General features: G+C 69.1%; 2 protein-coding genes and 1 pseudogene. 2 read left to right on the top strand and 1 reads right to left on the bottom strand.

All coding sequences use genetic code 11. The features are described from left to right. Nucleotides 1-402, top strand: a pseudogene (locus AC5JLB_RS00345) (DDE-type integrase/transposase/recombinase); the annotation flags it as partial. A gap of 19 nt (nt 403-421) precedes the next feature. On the opposite strand, the gene AC5JLB_RS00340 reads toward AC5JLB_RS00345, so the two are convergent. Then, on the bottom strand, nt 422-1,429 hold the full coding sequence (locus AC5JLB_RS00340) for a LysR family transcriptional regulator (protein ID WP_495871869.1): 1,008 nt from the start codon (nt 1,427-1,429) through the stop codon (nt 422-424). Nucleotides 1,430-1,542: 113 nt separating this feature from the next. Here AC5JLB_RS00340 and AC5JLB_RS00335 point away from each other — a divergent pair, with 113 nt between their 5' ends. After that, the gene (locus AC5JLB_RS00335) at nt 1,543-2,079 is read left to right on the top strand and encodes a YybH family protein (RefSeq protein ID WP_495871868.1); all 537 of its coding nucleotides are present in this window, start codon (nt 1,543-1,545) and stop codon (nt 2,077-2,079) included. Nucleotides 2,080-2,188: the final 109 nt, after the last annotated feature.

The raw sequence follows: 2,188 nt of genomic DNA, 5'->3' as shown, positions 1-2,188 counted from the left end.
GGGTGAGGGTAGCAGTCCCCCTGCCCCACTCAAGCCGCATCCCCCTGACACTGCCGCTGCGTGGGCTGAGAGCGTCGGAGCGCCCCAAGGCGATCAACACCGACAAGGCCGGGTGCTACGGTCCGGCCATCGCAGCCCTGAAGAAGGAAGGCCGCCTGCCCAAGGACGCGCAACACCGGCAGGTCCAGTATCTCAACAACCGGCTCGAGGCAGATCATGGCAAGCTCAAGCGCCTGATCAAACCGACCTTGGGCTTTCAGTTCCTGAAGACCGCTTATGCCACCATCAAGGGCTTTGAGGTCATGCGCGCCCTCAAGAAGGGCCAGGGATCCCTCTTTCGCTACCTGACCGGCGTTTGCCGGCGAGGTAAGCTTAGCGCATCGGGCCTTCGGCCTCATCTGATCGGACACAGGCCGGCAGCTTACCCCAGCTTGTCCTCGGTCAGAGTTTGCAACTGAGCCGCCGAGCGCCCGTGGCCCACCGGCCCGGATGGCTCCGCCCCTGCAAGCACGTCAAAAAGCCAGGCTAGGCCCGCGTCCATCATCGCCGCCTGAGGTGCCACGGCGTTGAGCCGGAAGCGGCCGAGTGGCAGCGGCGCGTCGAGGCTCAGGACCCCGAAGCGCGCTGCGTGCCTCTCGGCGAATCGCCTCGGCAGCGCGACGACGAGGTCGGTCTCGGCAATCACCGCGAGCGCGAACATGAAGTTCGGCACTGTGAGCGCGATCCGCCGCGCGCGGCCCTGCCTGGCCAGGACCTCGTCAACGAAGCCGTAGGCATCGCCCGTGAGCGAGACCACCAGGTGCTGCATCCGGCAGTAGCGGTCGAGGGTCGGGTCGTCCGCGAACGGATGCCCCTCGCGCATCGCGACCACGAAGTCCTCCTCGTAGAGGGTGCGGCGGTGGAAGCGGGCCGGGATGTGGTCGGAGGGGACGATGGCGACGTCCATCGCGCGTGCTTCGAGTTCGACAAAGGCGACGCGCCAAGCTCGCTCGAGCGTGGTCTCCCCAGACAAGGGCAGGAGCTGCCGGAGGCCGATGTCCAGGCCGGGCGCCGCCTCGCGCAGTGCGTCGAGTAGCGGCGGCAGGACCACGGCCAAGACGCCGTCCGGGGCGCCGATCGTGAAGCGGCGCATGGACGTGGCGGGATCGAACGGCTCGGCGGTCGCGATCACGCTCCTCGCCCGCGCCAGGATGTCCGCGATGGGCGCCGCCAGTTCCGCCGCGCGGTCGGTTGGCACGACGCCCTTGGGCGTCCGCAGGAAGAGCGGGTCGTTGAGCAGCCGCCGGAGCCGGCCGAGGCCGTGGCTCACGGCCGGCGACGAGAGGTTCAGCCGGTCCGCCGACCGGCCGACGTGACGCTCCTCCATCACCACCTGGAAGAGCACGAGGAGGTTGAGGTCGGCGCGGGAGAGATCAACCTGCTGCACCATATCGGTGAAATCATATCACTGGATTGATCGGAAGGAAGCTGCGATCTCCACCGCCGTCGCAAGGCCGCTGGCCGCGGCATCGCTTCACGACCTTCAGGCTCTCAGGAGACACCATGACAACCTCACGACGTTCCGTCCTCGCGGCGGGCGCCGCCGGCGTCGCATCCTTCGCGACCGGCGCCTCGGCCCAGACTCCTGCCCCACAGGGGGGCCCCGACATCGACGAAGCCGTCGCCGATCTCGCCCGGCGGTCCGAGGAGGCGAACGCGGCGCTCGTGCGCGGCGACGTCGCCCGCTATCGCGCCCTGATCGCGTTGACCGACGACTTTACGCTGATGTCGCCGTTCGGCGGCCCTCCGTCGCGCAGCGCGCGGCTCACCGACGAGGGCTGGGAGGAGATTGGGCGGTTCTTCCGGAACGGCACGCTCACGCAGGAGCTGGTCCAGGCCTACGGCTCAGCCGACATGGTGGTCCTCGCGATCATCGAGCATGGCCACGGCGAGGTCGGCGGCCTCCCCGCCCAGGACTGGCCACTGCGCGTCACCCTGGTCTACCGCCGCGACGGGTCGGAATGGCGCCTCGCGCATCGCCACGCGGACCCCCTCGCTCGGGGCATCAGCCTGGAGCAGGCGGCCGCGCTCGCCGCCTGAGTCGTCCGCTCCCGCTCCACCCGGACGAAAGGACCCGCGATGGACCTCCCTCACCTCCTCCTGCTCTTTTGGGCGGGGCTCATCTTCTGGGTGCTCGGTCAGATCTGGT

The sequence above is a fragment of the Myxacorys chilensis genome, from assembly GCF_059505265.1.
Note: the sequence above shows the minus strand (reverse complement) of the source record. Positions and strands in the feature narration are given on the sequence as shown.

Bases quoted from the DNA above. Each gene is read 5' to 3' on its own strand.
- AC5JLB_RS00340 (WP_495871869.1), bottom strand. From the start codon at position 1,429: ATGGTGCAGCAGGTTGATCTCTCCCGCGCCGACCTCAACCTCCTCGTG.
- AC5JLB_RS00335 (WP_495871868.1), top strand. From the start codon at position 1,543: ATGACAACCTCACGACGTTCCGTCCTCGCGGCGGGCGCCGCCGGCGTC.